13 protein-coding genes and 4 pseudogenes are annotated in these 18,972 nt (G+C 62.8%); 5 read left to right on the top strand and 12 right to left on the bottom strand.

The features are described from left to right. Positions 1 to 391: 391 nt before the first annotated feature. The 3 genes and pseudogenes from HQ394_RS10425 to HQ394_RS10415 form a co-directional block, all read right to left on the bottom strand. On the bottom strand, positions 392 to 679 hold the full coding sequence (locus HQ394_RS10425; protein ID WP_190260198.1) for a helix-turn-helix domain-containing protein: 288 nt from the start codon (positions 677 to 679) through the stop codon (positions 392 to 394). 186 nt (positions 680 to 865) lie between these two features. After that, entirely contained in the window at positions 866 to 1,522 is a 657-nt protein-coding gene (locus HQ394_RS10420) for a MarC family NAAT transporter (protein WP_223291496.1), read from the bottom strand. Positions 1,523 to 1,649: 127 nt separating this feature from the next. After that, positions 1,650 to 2,207, bottom strand: a pseudogene (locus tag HQ394_RS10415) (YqgE/AlgH family protein); the annotation flags it as partial. A 488-nt stretch (positions 2,208 to 2,695) separates the two neighbouring features. Between HQ394_RS10415 and HQ394_RS10410 the strand changes: the two are divergent. Then, positions 2,696 to 2,989 carry a hypothetical protein gene (locus tag HQ394_RS10410; protein ID WP_190260196.1) on the top strand — a complete coding sequence of 98 codons (294 nt, stop codon included), beginning with the start codon at positions 2,696 to 2,698 and terminating at the stop codon, positions 2,987 to 2,989. A 66-nt stretch (positions 2,990 to 3,055) separates the two neighbouring features. On the opposite strand, the pseudogene HQ394_RS10405 reads toward HQ394_RS10410, so the two are convergent. From HQ394_RS10405 to HQ394_RS19880, 4 genes and pseudogenes are all read right to left on the bottom strand, one after another. Next, positions 3,056 to 4,005 (bottom strand): annotated as a pseudogene (locus HQ394_RS10405) (IS630 family transposase). 401 nt (positions 4,006 to 4,406) lie between these two features. Next, positions 4,407 to 5,582: an IS91 family transposase gene (locus HQ394_RS10400; protein ID WP_190260195.1), complete on the bottom strand. Its 1,176-nt coding sequence runs from the start codon at positions 5,580 to 5,582 to the stop codon at positions 4,407 to 4,409. 12 nt (positions 5,583 to 5,594) lie between these two features. Next, positions 5,595 to 5,777, bottom strand: a pseudogene (locus HQ394_RS19885) (tyrosine-type recombinase/integrase); the annotation flags it as partial. Between the two features lie 196 nt (positions 5,778 to 5,973). Continuing rightward, a pseudogene (locus HQ394_RS19880) lies at positions 5,974 to 6,120 on the bottom strand (phage integrase N-terminal SAM-like domain-containing protein); the annotation flags it as partial. Positions 6,121 to 6,391: 271 nt separating this feature from the next. Between HQ394_RS19880 and HQ394_RS10390 the strand changes: the two are divergent. Next, positions 6,392 to 7,753 carry an IS1182 family transposase gene (locus HQ394_RS10390; RefSeq protein ID WP_190260069.1) on the top strand — a complete coding sequence of 454 codons (1,362 nt, stop codon included), beginning with the start codon at positions 6,392 to 6,394 and terminating at the stop codon, positions 7,751 to 7,753. Between the two features lie 139 nt (positions 7,754 to 7,892). Here HQ394_RS10390 and HQ394_RS10385 read toward each other — a convergent pair whose 3' ends face one another. Beyond that, positions 7,893 to 8,843, bottom strand: a complete 951-nt coding sequence (locus HQ394_RS10385) for an IS630 family transposase (RefSeq protein ID WP_190260194.1) — start codon at positions 8,841 to 8,843, stop codon at positions 7,893 to 7,895. A gap of 302 nt (positions 8,844 to 9,145) precedes the next feature. Between HQ394_RS10385 and HQ394_RS10380 the strand changes: the two genes are divergently transcribed. From HQ394_RS10380 to HQ394_RS21180, 3 genes are all read left to right on the top strand, one after another. Then, positions 9,146 to 10,330 carry an efflux RND transporter periplasmic adaptor subunit gene (locus HQ394_RS10380; protein ID WP_223291495.1) on the top strand — a complete coding sequence of 395 codons (1,185 nt, stop codon included), beginning with the start codon at positions 9,146 to 9,148 and terminating at the stop codon, positions 10,328 to 10,330. Between the two features lie 19 nt (positions 10,331 to 10,349). Further along, complete coding sequence (locus tag HQ394_RS10375; RefSeq protein ID WP_190260192.1) at positions 10,350 to 13,496, top strand: efflux RND transporter permease subunit; 3,147 nt, start codon at positions 10,350 to 10,352, stop codon at positions 13,494 to 13,496. 246 nt (positions 13,497 to 13,742) lie between these two features. Continuing rightward, positions 13,743 to 14,264, top strand: a complete 522-nt coding sequence (locus HQ394_RS21180; protein ID WP_407644696.1) for a transposase — start codon at positions 13,743 to 13,745, stop codon at positions 14,262 to 14,264. 195 nt (positions 14,265 to 14,459) lie between these two features. Here HQ394_RS21180 and rho read toward each other — a convergent pair whose 3' ends face one another. The 4 genes from rho to hemE form a co-directional block, all read right to left on the bottom strand. Continuing rightward, a complete protein-coding gene (gene rho, locus HQ394_RS10360; RefSeq protein ID WP_190260191.1) occupies positions 14,460 to 15,716 on the bottom strand; it encodes a transcription termination factor Rho in 1,257 nt (418 codons plus the stop codon). Positions 15,717 to 15,989: 273 nt separating this feature from the next. Next, positions 15,990 to 16,421: a protoporphyrinogen oxidase HemJ gene (gene hemJ, locus HQ394_RS10355; RefSeq protein ID WP_190260190.1), complete on the bottom strand. Its 432-nt coding sequence runs from the start codon at positions 16,419 to 16,421 to the stop codon at positions 15,990 to 15,992. Positions 16,422 to 16,461: 40 nt separating this feature from the next. Continuing rightward, positions 16,462 to 17,526 carry a ferrochelatase gene (gene hemH, locus HQ394_RS10350; protein ID WP_223291494.1) on the bottom strand — a complete coding sequence of 355 codons (1,065 nt, stop codon included), beginning with the start codon at positions 17,524 to 17,526 and terminating at the stop codon, positions 16,462 to 16,464. Positions 17,527 to 17,533: 7 nt separating this feature from the next. After that, a complete protein-coding gene (hemE, locus tag HQ394_RS10345; protein WP_407644740.1) occupies positions 17,534 to 18,586 on the bottom strand; it encodes a uroporphyrinogen decarboxylase in 1,053 nt (350 codons plus the stop codon). Positions 18,587 to 18,972: the final 386 nt, after the last annotated feature.

Below are 18,972 nucleotides of genomic sequence, written 5' to 3'. Positions count from 1 at the left end.
CAGTAGGATGCGTCGATTTGCCATCGTCAAAATCCTCGGCTGCCCCCGGTCGGTTGCGTAAGAGCGGAGTCAATACGCGGCAGACGCACAAGGCGCTCGCACGGCGCATGACGGTGCGCAATGCCAGTTTACCTGGTTCTGGTTTCGGAGGATGTGGTGGGCTGACGATCATACCAAATCTTGACGTCAACGCTCATGATTTCCCCGAGGCGGAAAAGTCTAGCGGACGGCTCTAATTACGCAATGTTAATGAGGGCCGGATGACCATGATGGCATCGTCCGCAGTCGGCGATATCTCTTGTTGCGACCGTATCAATGGACGAAGAGAGCGCGCGGCCATTCCATCAATCGATTCCTGCCTGGATCGTCCGATCTCACCGGATTCGACTGGCTAATGAACGGCACAATCATGCACGGCAGCCTGGTGACGGGCCGCTTCATGAACCTCATCCTCCAGCCCTTCGAAGAAAAATTGCACCGGGATACCAAGGGACGCTGCCAGTAGCAGCAAATCACGTGGGGTCGCTTCCGCCGTTCCAATTTCAAGTCGTTCAAGTCGCTGCATGCTCAAACCAGTCGCATTCGCCAGTTGTTTCAGGCTGGCACCGCGAACAGTGCGGGCAAGCAGCAAACCTGAACCAATATGCCGGTTGATCTGCCGACTGTTTTCACTCTGCATTTCCGTCACACTCCCCATCGCGTCATGACGCAATATTGACCGGGTCACTTTGCGCCGATCCGCGAGTGCCCGTGGATCCGCAAGCGATGGAGGTATGGTAGTGATAATTTCACGGCATGCATGTGAAGACGATCACGTCAACCACGACTCGGAACTACTCCATTGAGCCATAGTTCGGCCGGCTGGCTAGTTCACCTGCAGCCGGAAGAAGGAGGCGATGCCGGTCAGGAAAAACTGGACACCGATACAGATCAGCAGAAAGCCGAAAATGCGTGTCATCGCATCGGTGCCGCTCCTGCCAAGGAAACGAACCATGTAGCTGGCGGCAAGGAGGGTGAAGTAAGCGATGACAAAGGTGAGGGCGATGCCGAGAATGACTGCACCGTAGGTAAGATAGAAGGGGCTGCCGTTCTGCAGTTGCATTCGTCCAGCTGCGGAGAGGGCAAGCGAAATCGACCCCGGGCCAGCAAGACTCGGCATCGCCAGTGGCGTAAAGGAAACATCGGTGATGCGCTGATCGCTGGCGGCGCCCGTGTGCATGGCCGGATGCGGGTCGGGAAAAAGCATACGAAAGCCGATGAAGGCGATGATCAGCCCGCCAGCAACACGGATGCCAGAGACGGAAATGCCGAAGAAGTCGATGATGAAACTGCCGAGAAGAAGAAACGTGAGCAGAATGAGAAAGCCATAGACGCACGCGTTCAGTGCTTGCTGACGACGTGTGCGCTCGTCCATATCGGCCGTGAGCGTCAGAAAGAGCGGTGCGACGCTGAACGGATTGACGATCGGTAACAAGCCAAAGAGTGACAGGGAGACGATCTCGACGAAATGTCCTGGTTGCATTGGCCGGCACATCCTTGGCGATCGACAGGCGCATCAACCATATGCGTCCAGGAAAGGACACGCCAACCCCATTCCGGGCCATTACGCCCGAATCAGGTGTCAACCCGCACGGACAGCGGCAATCGCCCTAGGCGTGTCCGGCGGCGTCGGAAAGCATGCGCGGATCGATGCCAATCCTGGCCATGGCTCGGTCCCATTTGCGCGTCAGGTCGCCGTCGAACACCAGGTCATCGTCAGGGGCAACGTTGAGCCAGCCATTGGCGCGAATCTCACCGTCGAGCTGACCCGGCCCCCATCCTGCGTATCCCAGCGCCAGAAGATGCCGGTGCGGACCATTTCCGGCCGCGATCGCCCGCAGGATGTCGACGGTTGCCGTCAGCGCCACCGACGCAGAAACCACCAGGGTACCCTCCTGCTGATAATCCGGCGAGTGGAGGACAAAGCCTCGTCCCGTTTCCACCGGGCCGCCAAAATGCACCTGGATCGTATCGCTCATGCCAGACGCGTCGATACCCAGCTGATCGAGCAGGTCGGTGAAGGATAGCTGATCCAGTGCCCGGTTAAGGACCAGACCCATGGCGCCGTCGGCGCTGTGGGCACACATGTAAATAACCGACTTGGCGAATCGGGGATCCTTCATCCCTGGCATGGCCACGAGCAGTTGGCCAACTAAGTAGGCTTCATTTGCTGCACGGCGACCTGCGGACCTCTATGAACAATTCTTCTGTGCAGTTTAACACAAGGGCCATCTTAGTTGTCCATGGCCACTCCTGCCGCGGCAGTCACGTCTTGCGCCGTGGTGCGATCGGGAGTTGGATAGCCGAGGCACTCTCGGCGGGCCGCCACTGGCGTCGTGCATCGGGTATGCCACCGCTGATAATCAACGGCGGTCACGTGATGCTGAGTGACGCGTTTCCGATCAAGGACGGCGGCTGCCGGTTGCTCCCGTCGGTATCCCGTCGGCGGATCAGTTCCGGGGCGGACGCCACTGCAAAGTACGTGATCCCTTTGGTCATATCTGGTCGATTGGCTCACCGTTGCTAGAGCGTTGAGCCCGCTTTTGTACCCTCGCGGGGAGATTGCGTCGGTGCCAACAGTCAAGATCATGGCGGAAGAGGGGGACTCGGTTACTGGCTGGCCGATGAGGATGCCCGCACAATTGGCGAGCTGCCGGTGAGCGAAGAACTGCGCGACCACCTCTACCTGTGGAACACGTGCTGGGAACAGGGTTGCACTGGTGACGCCTTCGAGGATCCGATGGGCTCGCAGTTCGATTTTGTCGCCTTCTCCAATGACGGCTTCGCTCTTGCCAAAGCGGTGAAGCGCGAACTCTCCCACTGGACGGTCATCTATTGGGATGAGGCGATGGAGTGGCGTTATTGGACGACGCGGGAACCGCGTCGCTACGATCGGTCGGCAATCGAGTACGAGATTACCCCTGATATTGCCAGCACCGACGACGAGTAGCATACCCCCCTCTTCACCCCGTTCGTGACTTGTTTGCGGCAGGTCATGTCCCGCTAGAGCGGAATCCTACCAGTCTGGATCGTATCCGCAGGCGCTGAAGTAGTTTGCGCACTCGGCTGGGGTGAAGTCGTCGGCGAAGCGGCCGATGGCGGCCCAGAGGGCTTCGNACGGTGCGCTCGGCGGCCTTGCGGAGCAGGGCCTTGAGCTTCGCGAACGCCTTCTCAATGGGGTTGAAGTCGGGGCTGTAGGGCGGCAGGAAGAGGAGGCTGGCGCCCGCGTCCTTGATCAGCGCATCGGTGCGCGGCCCCTTGTGGCTGGACAGGTTGTCCATGATCACGATGTCGCCGGGGCGGAGCTCGGGGACGAGCACCTTCTCGACATAGGCATCGAAGGCGTCGCGGTTGATCGCTCCGGTGAGCACGAAGGGGGCGATCATGCCGCGCATGGTCAGGGCGCCGACGAAGGTCGTGGTCTTCCAGTGGCCATGGGGAAGCCCATGCGCAGCCGCTCGCCGCGGGGCGCGCGGCCGTAGGTACGGCCCATGTTGGTCTTCGCCCAGGTCTCGTCGATGAACACGAGGCGCTCCGGGGCCAGGTCGATCTGGCCGTCGAACCACGCCTCGCGCTGCTTCAGGATGTCGGGGCGGTCCTGTTCGGTCGCATGGCCGGTCTTTTTTTGCGCGTGAGCCCGTGGCGGCGGAAGAACCGCTGCAGCGTGCCGTAGCCGAAACCGTGGCCCCGCTCGGCCAGCGTCGCGCGCAGCTCTTCGGTGGTGACGTCCGGCGTCGCCTCGATCAGCTGCCGGATCAGCGCGCCTTGCGCCTCGACGCGGGCGGAGCGGCGGTCGCCGCCGAGCGGGCCAGGGCGCGGATCACCCTGCGTCCGCTCCAGCGCCCGCCATCGGCTCACGCTGGCGGCGCTGACGCCGAACCGCGCCGCCGCCGCGCGATGGCTCGCGCCTTCCGCCACCGCCTTGAGAACCCGGACGCGAAGATCGAGGGAAAGCGCTGTCGACATGTCCACCGGCCTCCTCCTCCGGCAGACATCTTGAATCAGAACCAGCCCCCAATGGGAATCTGGAGGCTTCTGTGAGGTCGCGTGACGAGGTGTTTGGCGTGCGTCGGCGCGACCTCATTGAAGCCGGATTGAGCGAACCCGCGGATGGCCGGCGAGCTATGGGGATTGTTGCCGCGTCTGGTGGTCCGAGACAGCTTTCGGGCGGGTCTGCATGAGAATTGCCCGGGAGCGGTCGAGGCCGGCGATGCCGGGCGGTTGGTCGCGGCAGTGAGCTGAACCGCGCGTTCGAGGGGCGCTGCGCCGGATCTGGCGCAGCCGGGCAGGCTGTTGGACAAGGCTATGGGCACCGACGCACGGCAGCGTCGGTGCCGGACAGGCGGAGCGGCAAGGATGCCGGCGGCTCATGAGGTGTCCTGGCGGAACGAGGGGCGGGGCGGTGGTCGAAGGAGGATGGCGAAGGTGATCATCGCGCCGCCGCAGCAGGGGCAGCGATCGAACGCAATGGTGGCCTGCTTCGGCTCAGTCGGTGTTGCGGGCTCGATGATCGGTCGCGCGGCCAACAACTCGCGGCACAGCGCCAGCTTCGCGGCGCGGTGGCCGTTTGCGAGGAAGCCGTAATGGCGGATGCGATGGAACCCGTCCGGCAGGGTGTGGAGCAGGAAGCGGCGGATGAACTCGTCGGCGTCGAGGGCCATGACCTTCGATTTGCCGTGGTGACGATAGTCCTTCCAGCGGAACGTGACGTCATCCTCGGTCACGGTCATCAGCCGCGAATTGGCGATGGCGACGCGGTGGGTGTAGCGAGCGAGATAGGCCAGCACCTGTTCCGGCCCACCGAACGGCGGCTTCGCATAGACGATCCATTCGGCCCGCCGCAGATCGCGGAGGCGACGAGCGAAGCCGGCCGGGTCGGCGAGGTGGGCGAGATCGCCGAACAAGCCGAGCTGACCAGCGTCGAACGCGGCGCGCAGTTCGTCCAGGAACAGCCGGCGAAACAGCCGCGAGAGGACGCGGATCGGCAGGAAGAAGCCGGGCCGGCAGGCGACCCAGCGGGTGCCGTCGGGCGACGGGCCACCGCCGGGTACGACGCAATGGACATGGGGATGATGCTGCAGGGTCTGGCCCCAGGTGTGGAGCACGGCGACGAGACCGATCTCGGCCCCGAGGTGATTCGGGTCGGCGGCGATCCGGCGCAGCGTCTCCGCCGCCGTGCGGAACAGGATGGCATAGACCGTCTGCTTGTTCTGGAAGGCGATCTCGGCCGCCGGCGACGCTACCGTGAAGACGACGTGGAAGTACGGCACCGGCAGGAGCTCGGCCTGCCGGGCAGCCAGCCACTCGGCGCGGGCCTGACCCTGGCACTTCGGGCAGTGCCGGTTGCGGCAGGAGTTGTAAGCGTGGCGGACGAAGCCGCAGTCGGCGCAACCCTCGGCATGGCCGCCCAGCGCCGCCGTCCGGCACAGCGCGACCGCACTCATCACCCGCCGCTCGACCCGGCCCAGATGGCCGTCGTGCGCCCGGCGATAAGCATCCCCATGGCGGCGGAAGACATCCGCCACCTCCCATCTGGCCGCCATCGTGCGGCCGCATCAGGCGGGCGGCACGACCTCCAGCGTCAGCCGGTCGAGCGGGCTCTGCGTTCGCCGGATCAGGCCGTTCGAGACCCGGGTATAGCGGACCGTGCTCGACAGATTGGCGTGGCCAAGCAGCACCTGGATGATGCGGATGTCGGTGCCGTTCTCCAGCAGGTGGGTGGCGAAGCTGTGCCGCATAGGCCGTTGCCAGCGCAGCGCGGCTCTTCAGGCTGGGCACCGCCTCGAGAAAGCGCACCACTTCATCGGCATTCAACACCACTGGCAGCTTGTGCGGCTCGCGCGCGGGGATCCGCTCCGGGATCTCGCCGTGCCCGAGCGTCACGCCGTAGAAAAACCGCAGGGCACACACCGTCTGGTTCAGCGCCGGCCACGAAATGCCGGTCGACACCAGATGGACCTGGAACGCGCGCACGTCCTCCAGGCCAAGCTGGTCCGGCGAGCGACCGAAGTGGCGGCTGAACTTGCTGACCGCGTGCAGATAGGACCGTTGCGTCGCCGGCGACAGATTGCGGACCGTCATGTCCTCGGTCATGCGCCGGCGCAGAGGGCTCATCTCGGCCATCGAGGTGCTCCTGTCTGAGAATAGGGCTTCAACACGCCGTAATCCTCTCAGACGGGAGCTGTCCCTGCTAACCGATCACCCCACTCCCGCGACAGCGGGTTCGTTCAATCCCCAACGATTCACTCAGATCGGCCTCCGCTCTAGCAGCCTGTCGGACTTAACGCGAGGCGGAGCTGTGGGTTATAGAATCCGGGCATGGATTCACGCCCCCGGCCCGGACCTCTTCGGCATGAGCAACTTCCGCCCGATCGACCGCGACAGCGGATTTCTGATGCCGCCGTCGGTGGACGAGTGGCTTCCGCAGCGGCACTTGGCGCGGTTCGTGGTGGAGGTGATCGCGGGGCTGGATCTGCGGCCGATGACCGGCAGCTACCGTGGCTCTGGGGAAGCGTCCTACCACCCCAGCCTTCTGCTGGGCATTCTGATCTACGGCTACGCCACCGGGGTGTTCTCCAGCCGCAAGCTGGAGCGGGCGACCTATGACAGCGTGGCGTTCCGCTTCATCGCGGCGAACGATCATCCGGACCATGACACCATCGCCGCGTTCCGCCGACGCTTTCTGCCGCAGATCGAGAAGCTGTTCGTCCAGGTGCTGGTGCTCGCGCGCGAGATGGGCGTGCTGAAGCTGGGAACGGTCGGGCTCGACGGGACCAAGGTCCACGCCAATGCCAGCCGGCACAGCGCGCTGTCCTATGACCATGCGGGCAAGCTGGAGGCCCAACTGCAGGCCGAAGTGGCCGATCTCATGGCCAAGGCAGAAGCGGCGGACCAGGTGGACATCGCTGACGGCATGTCGATCCCCGACGAATTGGCGCGACGTGAGGAACGGTTGTCCAGGCTCGCCGAGGCCCGGGCGAAGATCGAGGCCCGCGCGAAGGAACGCTTCGAACGGGAGCAGGCAGACCATCAGGCGAAACTCGCAGCACGGGACGCCAAGGCAGCGGCCACCGGCAAGAAGCCCACGGGCCGTGAGCCGAAGCCGCCGGTGGCGACGCCGCTGCCCACGGATCAGATCAATCTGACCGACGAGGAAAGCCGCATCATGGCGGTGGCGGGCGGCGGTTTTGAGCAGTGCTACAATGCGCAGGCGGCGGTGGCGGCGGGCAGTCTGCTGGTGGTGGTCGCCGACGTGGTGCAGGCGCCCAACGACAAGCAGCAGCTTACACCCATGCTGGACAAGATCGGCACTCTGCCGGACGTGCTCGGCAGGCCGGACATGCTGTTGGCGGACAATGGCTACTTCAGCGAGGCGAATGTGCAGGCCTGTGTGGCCGGCGGGATCGAACCGCTGATCGCACTTGGTCGCGAGGCGCATCATCTCAGCCTGCAAGAGCGCTTCGCTGCGGCGCCACCGGCGCCCGAAGACCCCACCCCGGTTCAGGCGATGGCGTATCGGCTGCGCACGCCGCAGGGCCGCGCGCTCTACGCCCTGCGCAAGCAGACGCCCGAGCCAGTGTTTGGCATCATCAAGTCCGTGCTGGGGTTCCGGCAGTTCCTGCTGCGCGGGCTCAATGCCGCCCGTGGCGAGTGGAGGCTTGTGACCATGGCATGGAACCTGAAGCGGATGTTCGCCCTCAGCCGCGCCGTCTAGCCTGCGCGGCCAGTTCCGCAGGCGCGCCAGCGCGACCGCACCGCCCAAAATGGCGCTGACAGAGGCGCCGACGCACCGATCCCTACGCAGGTCCGGCGACGCCCGAGACGCAAGTCCGACAGGCTGCTAGAGCGGAATCCTACCAGTCTGGATCGTATCCGCAGGCGCTGAAGTAGTTTGCGCACTCGGCTGGGGTGAAGTCGTCGGCGAAGCGGCCGATGGCGGCCCAGAGGGCTTCGACGGTGCGCTCGGCGGCCTTGCGGAGCAGGGCCTTGAGCTTCGCGAACGCCTTCTCAATGGGGTTGAAGTCGGGGCTGTAGGGCGGCAGGAAGAGGAGGCTGGCGCCCGCGTCCTTGATCAGCGCATCGGTGCGCGGCCCCTTGTGGCTGGACAGGTTGTCCATGATCACGATGTCGCCGGGGCGGAGCTCGGGGACGAGCACCTTCTCGACATAGGCATCGAAGGCGTCGCGGTTGATCGCTCCGGTGAGCACGAAGGGGGCGATCATGCCGCGCATGGTCAGGGCGCCGACGAAGGTCGTGGTCTTCCAGTGGCCATGGGGGAAGCCCATGCGCAGCCGCTCGCCGCGGGGCGCGCGGCCGTAGGTACGGCCCATGTTGGTCTTCGCCCAGGTCTCGTCGATGAACACGAGGCGCTCCGGGGCCAGGTCGATCTGGCCGTCGAACCACGCCTCGCGCTGCTTCAGGATGTCGGGGCGGTCCTGTTCGGTCGCATGGCCGGTCTTTTTNTTGCGCGTGAGCCCGTGGCGGCGGAAGAACCGCTGCAGCGTGCCGTAGCCGAAACCGTGGCCCCGCTCGGCCAGCGTCGCGCGCAGCTCTTCGGTGGTGACGTCCGGCGTCGCCTCGATCAGCTGCCGGATCAGCGCGCCTTGCGCCTCGACGCGGGCGGAGCGGCGGTCGCCGCCGAGCGGGCCAGGGCGCGGATCACCCTGCGTCCGCTCCAGCGCCCGCCATCGGCTCACGCTGGCGGCGCTGACGCCGAACCGCGCCGCCGCCGCGCGATGGCTCGCGCCTTCCGCCACCGCCTTGAGAACCCGGACGCGAAGATCGAGGGAAAGCGCTGTCGACATGTCCACCGGCCTCCTCCTCCGGCAGACATCTTGAATCAGAACCAGCCCCCAATGGGAATCCCCAACGATTCACTCAGATCGGCCTCCGCTCTAATGAAAGCCAATAGCTGCAGTGACGGCTGGCAAGGCTACCTCGAATTGTAGGTTTTCAACTGGCTCAAGCTCGGTGTTTCGAGTAGTTGGTTAAAATGTGGGGTTAAGTCTTGGTGGCGCCACGAACAAGGAATCATAGGATGCGTCTGCCAGGATCGATGGGGGTAGGGCGGCAGCGAGCGCGTGTGCTCAGGGTTCTCCTGGCTGTTATGCTCACGGGACTGGCCGCTTGCGACGATAAGAACAACGCCTACGTCGCGCCGCCACCGCCGCAAGTAACGGTCGCCAAGCCGGCGCGCCAGGCGGTCACCAACTATCTCGAATTCAACGGCAACACCCGGGCGGTGGAAACGGTCGAATTGCGCGCCCGCGTCGAGGGCTTTCTCGAGCAAGTCAATTTCGACGACGGCTCGATCGTGCGTAAGGGCCAACTCCTGTTCCTCATCGACCCGAAGCCCTTCGAAGCCACGGTGCGCCAGGCGGACGCGGAGGTGGCGCAGCAACGAGCGCGACTCGATCGGGCAACAATCGAATTTGCCCGCTTTGACCGACTGTCGAGGCAGAAGGCCGCTGCCGATACCGACGTGCTGCAATGGCGAGTGGAGCGCGACAGCGCGCAGGCGGCGCTGGCCGGTGCCATCGCCAAGCTCGATCAAGCCAAGCTCGATCTCGGGTACACCCGGATCATCGCGCCCTTCGACGGCCGCATCGGCCGGCGTCTCGTCGACGTGGGAAATCTTGTCGGCTCGGGCGAAAGCACCCACTTGGCGACGCTCGTCCGCCTCAATCCGATCTATGCCTATTTCAACCTCAACGAACTCGACCTGTTGAAGCTGGGCGACAAGTCGGCGACATCGATCGGTAGCGCCGCAACCCAGTCCAAGGGTCTTATCAGCCCGTCGGGTGCGGTTGCCGTGGCGCTGGACATGGGGCTTGCCAACCAGGACGGTTTTCCTTACCGCGGTCAGCTTGATTTCGCCGACGTCGGCGTCGATCCGGCGAGCGGAACGCTTTTGATGCGAGGCACTTTTCCCAACGCCGACCTGCGCATTCTCCCCGGCCTGTTCGTGCGCATCCGTGCCCCGATCGGTCAGATCGCCAATGCGATCATGGTGCCGGAGAGGGCGATCGGCACCGATCAACGCGGCAAGTACGTCTATACCGTTGGTGTCGATAACATCGTCCGGCAGATGCAGGTCAAGCTCGGCACCCTCGTCGATGGCCACCGCGTCGTTCTCGACGGGCTGAAGGGCGACGAATGGATCGTCGTTAGCGGTCTGCAGCGGGTGCGCGATGGCGTGCCGGCGCAGCCACAGCCAGAGGATGCGGATGGATCGAACGGCGCCGCCACGTCGTCACCAGCGGGCGGCAGCCAGCCGGCAGCGGCGCACTGAGGCAGGATAAGCCGCCCCCATGCCCAAGTTTTTCATTGATCACCCGATCTTCGCCAATGTGATCGCTATCGTCACGATCCTGATCGGTGTGTTCTGCCTGACCCTGTTGCCGGTGGCGCAATATCCCGAGATCACGCCGCCGACGGTCAGCGTCTCCACCAGCTATCCCGGTGCTAACGCCAAAATCGTCAGCGAGACGGTGGGTTCGCCGATCGAACAGGAAGTCAACGGTGTCGAAGGCATGCTGTACATGTCCTCGAAGAGTGCCTCCGACGGCACCTACTCCCTGACCGTGACCTTCGAAGTCGGCACCAACCTCGATATCGCCACTGTGCTGGTGCAGAACCGGGTCAGTGTCGCCGAACCGAGGCTGCCGGAAGAGGTCCGCCGCCAGGGGGTGAAGGTGGAGAAGACCTCGCCCAACATTCTCCTGGTGATCGCGATTACCTCGCCCAATGGCGCCTATAACGACGTCTTCCTCAGCAATTTTGCTCTGCTGCAGGTCAAGGACCGCATGGCGCGTCTCGAGGGTGTGGGCAAGGCCGAAGTGTTCGGCGCCGCCGAATACAGCATGCGCATCTGGCTCGACCCGAACCGACTCCGGTCACTCGGCCTCAGCACCACTGATGTTCTCGAAGCCGTGCGCGAACAGAATCAGCAGGTGGCGGCCGGCCGGCTCGGCGCGCCGCCGCAACCCACAGACCAGAGCTTCCAGTACACGATCAATACTCAGGGTCGGCTTACTGATGCCGAGCAGTTCGGCAATATCATCCTTAAGTCGGATCGGCAGGAGGCGGGCAAGATCACCCGTATCCGCGACGTGGCGTCGGTGGAACTGGGTGCCAGAACCTACGAGACCTACGCCGAGAAGAACGGCACGCCGGCAACTCTGGTGCTGATTTATCTTCAGCCGGGGGCAAACGCGCTGGCGACTGCGACGCGGGTGCGCAATGCAATAAACGACATCGCCAAAGAGTTCCCTGCCGGTATTGCCCAGGATATTCCCTACGATACGACAACCTTCGTCAATGCCGCGACCAAGCAGGTCTATGTGACGCTGATGGAAGCGGGAATGCTGGTGCTGGTTGTCATCCTGATCTTTCTGCAGGACTGGCGGGCGATGCTGATCCCCGCGACCACGGTGCCGGTGACCATCTTCGGCACTTTCGCGGTAATGCTGGCGCTTGGCTTCAGCATCAATCTGATGACGCTGTTTGCGTTGGTACTTGCCATCGGCATCGTCGTCGACGATTCCATCATCGTCGTCGAAGGGGCGGCACACCACATGGAGCGAGGCGCGTCGCCGCGAGATGCGACCATCCAGGCGATGCACGAACTGATCGGCCCGATCGTCGGCATCACCCTGGTGCTGTCGTCGGTCTTTCTGCCGGCGTCGATGCTTCCCGGCATTACCGGCCAGCTATTCCGTCAGTTTGCTCTCGTCATCGCCGCAACGGCGCTGATTAGCGCCCTCAATGCGATGACGCTGAAGCCGGCGCAGGCGGCACTGTGGATGCGACCGCCGAGCGGGAAGAAGAAGAACGCCTTCTATCGCGGCTTCAACCGCGGCTATGCCACCTTCGAGCGATTCTATACTGGTGTCGTTGCGGTGATGGTTCACCATGCCCGCATTGCGATGCTGGTTTTCCTCGGCCTGATCACGCTGACGGTCTGGTGGTATCTACGGCTGCCCACCGGCTTTTTACCGACCGAAGACAAAGGTTATGGCATTGTTGCCATCCAGCTTCCCGATGCCGCCTCGCAGGCGCGCACCCGGGAGGTCACCAACCAGATGAACGAGATTATCGCTCATGAACCGGGCGTCGATTCCTGGGTGACCCTGGGCGGCCTGTCGATCCTCGATGGCGTCAACCAGTCCAACTCGGCCGCTACGTTCATCGCCTGGAAGGACTGGAAAGATCGCCCCGGTCTGACGCAAGAGGCGATCCTCGGCAGTCTGCAGCAGAAGTTCTTCGGGATTAGCGACGCGTTTGTGCTTGCCTTTCCCCCACCGGTCATCGACGGCCTCGGCCAGACCGGCGGCTTCGAAATGGTCGTCCAGGATCGCGCCGATCTGGGTCTGCCCCTGTTGCAGCAAATCAGTCAGGAGATGGTCGCCGCTGGCCGCAACCAGAGCGGCCTCGGCAATCTCAACGCCACGTTCACGGCCGAAACGCCGCAGCTTTTTGTTGACATCGATCGCGACAAGGCGAAGACGCTGGGGGTTCCGCTCGACCGGTTGTTCGATACGCTGCAAACGTATCTCGGCTCGGCCTACGTCAACGATTTCAACCTGTTCGGTCGCACCTACCAAGTTAATGTCCAAGCAGACACACGGTTCCGGCTCGATCCTGCCGACATCAAGCGGCTCGAAGTGCGTGACCAGACGGGGCAGATGATTCCGCTCGGCACGCTGATGAAGGTGAGCGAGACGCTCGGCGCCCCAGTAGTGACCCGCTACAATCTGTTTCCTGCCGCCTCGCTCTACGGCGCAGCCGCGCCTGGCTTCAGTTCCGGGGAAGCACTGCGGCTGATGGAGCAGATGGCAGCTAAAAAATTGCCGAACGGCATGGGCTACGAGTGGACAGGTGCCGCCTTACAGGAAAAGAAAGTGGGCAATCAGACTTTGCTAGTGTTCGGTATGGGCATCGTTCTGGTGTTTCTCGTCCTCGCCGCCCAGTACGAAAGCTGGTTCATGCCAGCGGCGGTGGTTCTGGTGGTGCCGCTTGCGCTGCTGGGAACCGTGATCGGTCTCGCCATCCGCGGTTACGATACCAACATGTACACGCAGATCGGTGTTGTACTGCTGATTGCGCTGGCGGCCAAGAATGCGATTCTGATTGTCGAGTTTGCCCGCAAACTGCGCCTCGAACNNAGGGACAGCTTGCACGAGGCGGCCATCACCGCCGCCCACAAGCGCCTGCGGGCGATCCTGATGACGTCCTTTGCCTTTATCTGCGGTGTCATCCCGCTAGTTTTCGCGTCAGGCGCTGGCTCGGCCAGTCAACGGGCGGTGGGAACGGCGGTGTTCAGCGGCATGCTCGCCTCGACCTTCCTCGCCATTCTGTTCGTACCGGTGTTCTTCGTTGTTCTGCAGGGGTTAAGCGAGCGGCTGGTGAAGGGCTCACGACCGAAATCGGCTACCACCACCGCGCTGGGGGAGTGAGTTCCCGGGGAAATTCCCCGGATGCGGATCGGTCGCCAAGTCACGCGACAATCGGCCCGGTATCGTCACCGGTGTGATTGCGCATCAGCGAAATTTGCCTCGGTTCGCAGGCGTGACGGATCGTCCACGCGCAGTGAGGGGATGAACGCCGGTTCAGGCGAGCCTAGCAAACCTGTGCGCGGGTATATCTGGACGAAGCGCTTGGATGATGATTCCCTCAATCTGGGCAATGGATTGGGATGAAGCATGCGCCAGCAGCTGCTGACGGTGTGGTCAGATCTCTCGCACGTCAAGCTCACCGAAGCGCTGGATGACAGTTCGCCATTCCGGCGGTTTGGCGGATTTTTGGCCCTGGAGAAGACACCGGAACGGACGGCCTTCGTGCGTTTCCGCAAGGCACTGGTAGTGCGGACTGGACAAGGCGCCGTTCGACACAATCACGCCCAACTCAGGGCAAAGGCAATCCGGGTTAAGACGGGAACGCTGGTCGATGCGACAATCATCGCCTCAGGTGTTTGTCAACGGAGTTGTCCGGCGAGTTCATGCCGCGTCTCTTGTGCTGATTTACCGATGAGGACCAAAAGTCCGGCGGCACATCGACACGCCAACCGGGCCCGCTCGATAGTGTGTGCTAAGGTCGAGCATCCGTTTGCCGAGCAGAAATCGCGGATGGGTCTGTTCGTCCTGACGATCGGTTGTGCCGCGGGCGACGATCAAGATCGGCATGGCCAACCTCGCATACAATTTCCACTGCCTCATCTGGCATGAACGCAGAGCCGCCTTCGGCTGAGCCGGCCGGCGCCACCGCTGACCGCCGATACCCGCTCGCTTCGCACCACCGATAAAGGGCAAACCGCCATCGCCGATCAAGTCGTCGACGTCGCAGACGCTGCTCTTCGGTGTGCCCAATCGGCTTTAGCATGCGGTGCCGTTGAGGGCCAAAAGGAATTTGGCCCTCCCGCATCAGCTGTTCATCGCTTCGAAGAAATCATTGTTGCTCTTCGAGCTCTTCAGCTTGTCGAGAAGGAACTCCATAGCATCGACAACGCCCATCGGCATCAACACCCGGCGCAGGACCCACATCTTCGAGAGTGTCCCCTTGTCCACCAGCAGCTCTTCCTTGCGCGTCCCGGACTTGGTGATATCGATGGAAGGCCAGGTGCGCTTGTCGGAGAGCTTGCGGTCGAGGATGATCTCGCAGTTACCAGTGCCCTTGAACTCTTCGAAGATGACTTCATCCATGCGCGAGCCGGTATCGATTAGCGCCGTAGAGATAATGGTGAGCGAGCCACCCTCTTCGATATTGCGCGCCGCACCGAAGAAGCGCTTCGGCCGCTGCAAAGCATTGGCATCGACGCCGCCGGTGAGCACCTTGCCTGACGAAGGAACGACGGTGTTGTAGGCGCGAGCCAAGCGCGTGATCGAGTCGAGGAGAATGATCACATCACGTTTGTGCTCGACCAGACGCTTCGCCTTCTCGATCACCATCTCGGTGACCTGAACATGGCGGGACGCTGGCTCGTCGAAGGTGGAACTGATCACCTCGCCCTTGACCGAACGGGCCATGTCAGTGACTTCTTCCGGCCGCTCGTCGATGAGCAGGACGATGAGGTAGCACTCGGGGTGGTTGCGGGCGATGGCGTGGGCGATATTCTGCAGCATCACCGTTTTACCGGTGCGCGGCGGGGCGACGATCAGCGCTCGCTGGCCTTTGCCGATGGGTGTGATTAGATCGATCACCCGGCAGGTGACATCCTTGGTGGGTGCCTCCTCCGTTTCCATGCCAAGACGCGACTGCGGGTAGAGCGGCGTCAGATTGTCGAAGTTGATGCGATGGCGCACCTCCGCCGGATCAGCAAAGTTGATCGCCGTTATCCGCAATAGCGCAAAATAGCGCTCGCCATCCTTTGGTGCGCGNATCTCGCCCTCAACCGTATCACCGGTCCGTAGTCCGAAACGCCGGACCTGACTTGGTGAGACGTAGATGTCGTCAGGACCAGGAAGGTAGTTGGCTTCCGGCGAGCGGAGAAAGCCAAACCCATCCTGGAGGACTTCGAGGACTCCGTCGCCGAAGATCGCAATATCATTCTCAGCGAGCTGCTTGAGAATCGCAAACATCATTTCCTGTTTGCGCAGTGAGCTTGCGTTTTCGACTTTGAGTTCCTCCGCATAGGTGAGGAGCTCGGCCGGAGGCTTTGTTTTCAGTTCTTTAAGTTGCATAGAGGATCAGCTGCTCCAGCTGGATTTCCATCGAATGGTCGCATTGGCCAATTCGGAAATCCGGCGCAGTCGCCCCTTCTGAAAGCACAACCGCAACTCGCGGCCGGCATTGGGCGACGCTGGTGAAACCTGGAATGTTTGGATTGAGGTCTTACTCGTGATTACGCTTTATAGATGGCCCAAGACAAGGGTCGTTGTCAAACTCTCATTACACTTTTTCTCTCCGCCAAGGTTCGCGACAGCGACACCCCTGACTGCGGTGCGATCGCCTGATCAAAACGGCTTTATGATGACGAGGATGACGATACCGATCATCAGCAGAGTCGGTACTTCGTTAACGATGCGGAAGAACCGTTCCGTGTGCCGGTTGGTATCCCGCTCGAAGTCCTTCCGCCAGCGGGCCATAAAGCCGTGCGCCACCGAAAGCAAGACCACCAGGGCCAACTTGCCGTGCAGCCAGCCAGCAGTCATTGCCGAGGAGCCGAGGATAACGATCAACCAGAGCCCGAAGGCCCAACTCGCAATCATCGCCGGGTTCATGATCAAGCGGAGCAGTTTCCGCTCCATGACTTTGAACGTCTGCGACTCCGGCGAGCCGACGGCCGCTTGGGTGTGATAGACGAAGAGCCGCGGCAGATAGAGTAGCCCCGCCATCCAGGCGATGACGCTGATAACGTGCAGGGCCTTCACCCAGAGATAGTCCATCGTCGCTCAAACCTGTCCTGTCGCTTTGCTCGAACGCCCTTCACATAGGGGCTGTGGCAGCAGGCGTCGATGGCAAACATGGACACCCGGGCTGATCCGCCGGACAGAGTCTGCGGCCACTGGCGGGCGCTGGTCCGCCTGCACCGCTCAGTGCCGATTGAACCAGCGCAGCGAGACCATCGATGAACACCGGATGGCAGCTGACTGTCGGCACCCGGACATAGCCCTTGATGCCAAGCGCATCGGCCCGCGTCCGATAATCCACGTCGAGTTCCACCAGCGTCTCCGAGTGTTCGGAAACGAAGGCGATGGGCACCACTACCACCTGCACCGCGTCCGCCGCGGCCCGCTCCAGTTCAGCCTCGATCGACGGCCCGATCCACTCCAGTGGCCCTACCCGACTCTGGTAGCAGACCACATGATCGAGACCCGAACGGCCCAACGCCACCACCACAGCGCGTGTCGTTGCCGCCACCTGCCAGGGATAAGGATCGCCACGGGCTACCACCCGCTTCGGCAGACCATGGGCGGAAAACAACACCCGCGTCGGCTGAGTAGGATCGGTCGATGCGAGCGCCGTCGCCAGCAAATCGGCGACGGCGGCTGCCAAGCCCGGCTGTGTGGGATAGCAGCAGACGGTGCGCGTCGGTGCAACCAGACCAGCTACTGCCGCGGCCTGCCGCCAGTCGGCGAGCGAGGACGCCGTCGTTGTCGTCGAGAACTGCGGGTAGAGCGGCAGAAGTAACACCAGATCCGGTGCCATCGCCGCGACGGCAGCGGCAACCTGCGTACTCATGGGATGCCAGTAGCGCATACAGACGAAGGTGGTGGCGTCGAGGCCACCGTCGCGCAGCACCTGCTGCAGTGCTTGTGCCTGGCGCCGGGTTTCCGCCAGCAGCGGCGAACTGCCGCCCAAACGCGCATAGATTTCCGCCGCCACCACCGCCCGCCGCCGCGAGATCAGCGAGGCGATCAGGTAGCGTAGCGGCTGCGGCAGGCCAATAATCGCCGCATCATTAAACAGGTTGAAAAGGAAAGGTCGGACCGCAGCGGGCGAATCCGGGCCGCCAAGGTTAAAGAGGACGACGGCAATCCTGGCGGACACAATCTGCCTACTGTTGGCGCCAGTCGCGCACCAGTTCGACCACCGCGCCCACGTGATCGACTGGCGTCTCGGGCAGAATGCCGTGGCCGAGATTGAAGACGTGAGCCCCACCGGCAAAGGCTTCGAGAATGCGCACCGTTTCGAAGGACAGTTCNTCCCCGTCGGTCAGCAGCAGCTGGTTGTCGAGATGACCCTGAACGGCGCAGTGGGGCTGCAGCGCTTTTGCTGCCCAGCCAGCCGGCACCGCCTGATCGAGACTGACCGCGCTCACGCCCGTTTCCTGCACAAAGGCTTCGTACAGGGCGCCGGCACCGCGCGGAAAGCCGATGATCGGCACCGTCGGCGCCACTGCCCGCAGCCTATCGACGATCTGACGCGTCGGTTCGATCACCCAGCGGCGAAATTGCGTCTCGGGAAGGCCGCCCGCCCAGCTGTCAAACAGTTGTACCACCTCGGCACCCGCCTCGATCTGGCGCTGCAGATATGCAACGATTACCTCTACCAGCAGTGTGATCAGCACCTGGAAAGTATCGGGCTCGCGCCAAGCCCAGCGGCGGACGGTGGCGCCATCGCTGCCGCCCCGGCCTTCAACCATGTAGTGGGCAAGCGTCCAGGGTGCGCCGGCAAAACCGATCAGTGCCACATCCACTGGCAACGCTGCCGCCAGCCGACTGACGGACGCGATCACCGGCGCCAGATGCGCCTCAACTCGAGCCGGATGCAGCGCGTGGATCGCCTCAACATGGCGGATCGGTGACAACAGCGGACCCTCGCCCTCGGCAAAGCGGAGCGGTTGGCCAAGCGCATCTGGAATCACCAGGATATCGCTAAACAGGATTGCTGCGTCGAAACGGAAACGGCGCAACGGCTGCAGCGCTGCCTCGACGGTGGCGTCGGGGGTGTAGCAGAAGCGCAGGAAGTCGGGATACTCAGCCCGCAACCGCTGATACTCGGGCAGATAGCGACCAGCCTGACGCATAAACCAGCAGGGAATGCGTGCCTGCGAGTGTCCTGCCAGGGTGTCGATCAGGAGCTTGCTGGACAAGGGTGTGATACTCAGCGGCGGTTGCTGTGGCGGGCGGGAAATCATGCCCTCACGGACACACCCGACCTTTTCCTTTTTTCCCCTATCATACTAAAGATCTTACTTAAAGGTTGTTGAGTGTAGTAGGGCAGTCAGATCAGGAGGATTATTTGTTAGCGAGCGGATATCCCGTGCCGCAGGTGGTGTCGGCAGACACCGGTTGGGATGGGGGACAAACCGCCGCAAAGCTGGGGATAAGCGTGGCAACTGCCGCTGCCGGCGGGCAATGTGCGGCGGGGCAGCAAGCGGGGAAAGCGAGGGCACCGTCCTGCTTCCAGGCTACTGTCCCCATGACTCACGCTTCGCCAGTGACCTGATTCACCCGTGCGCATTTTGCCGCGAATCGCTCGGACTATCCCCAG

Source organism: Defluviicoccus vanus (assembly GCF_014672695.1).
Lineage (GTDB): Bacteria > Pseudomonadota > Alphaproteobacteria > Rhodospirillales > Defluviicoccaceae > Defluviicoccus > Defluviicoccus vanus.
This window is presented reverse-complemented; position numbering and strand designations above follow the sequence as displayed.